Source organism: Streptococcus oralis (assembly GCF_001075675.1).
GTDB lineage: Bacteria > Bacillota > Bacilli > Lactobacillales > Streptococcaceae > Streptococcus > Streptococcus oralis_V.
The window spans coordinates 1-354 of sequence record NZ_JUNW01000047.1; the positions used below are offsets into that span (position 1 = coordinate 1).

The following is a 354-nucleotide window of genomic DNA, read 5'->3' on the forward strand; positions in this document are numbered from 1 at the left end:
CTGAAGGTAATCGTACGTGGACTATCATCGTCTTTATCCGTTACTGTAACAGTTGAGCCGTTGGTTACGACCTTGTTGTCTTCACCCTTAGAGTCTTTTTCACCAACGTTGGTTACTTCCACTGTGCCGTCAGTTTTGACTTGGAAAGTGATGTCCGTTACTTTGAGGTAACCGGTTGGAGCGGCTTCCTCATGGAAAGTATAAGTACCTGGTGCTAAGTTGAGATCTTTAGACTTACCAGCTTCTGAAGTCCAGCTTTCTACGGCTGTGCCTTCTGCCTTGTTGCCCTTGTAGATCTTGATTTGAGCACCTGCGATTTCTTCTCCACCAAGGCTAACCTTACTGAAGGTAATC

At 45.8% G+C, this 354-nt stretch carries 1 protein-coding gene; it reads right to left on the minus strand.

Going from position 1 to position 354, the window contains the following annotated elements:
• Positions 1-354, minus strand: a 354-nt coding sequence (locus tag ADM50_RS06720; protein ID WP_049485004.1) for a prealbumin-like fold domain-containing protein, incomplete at both ends; no start/stop codon positions are given.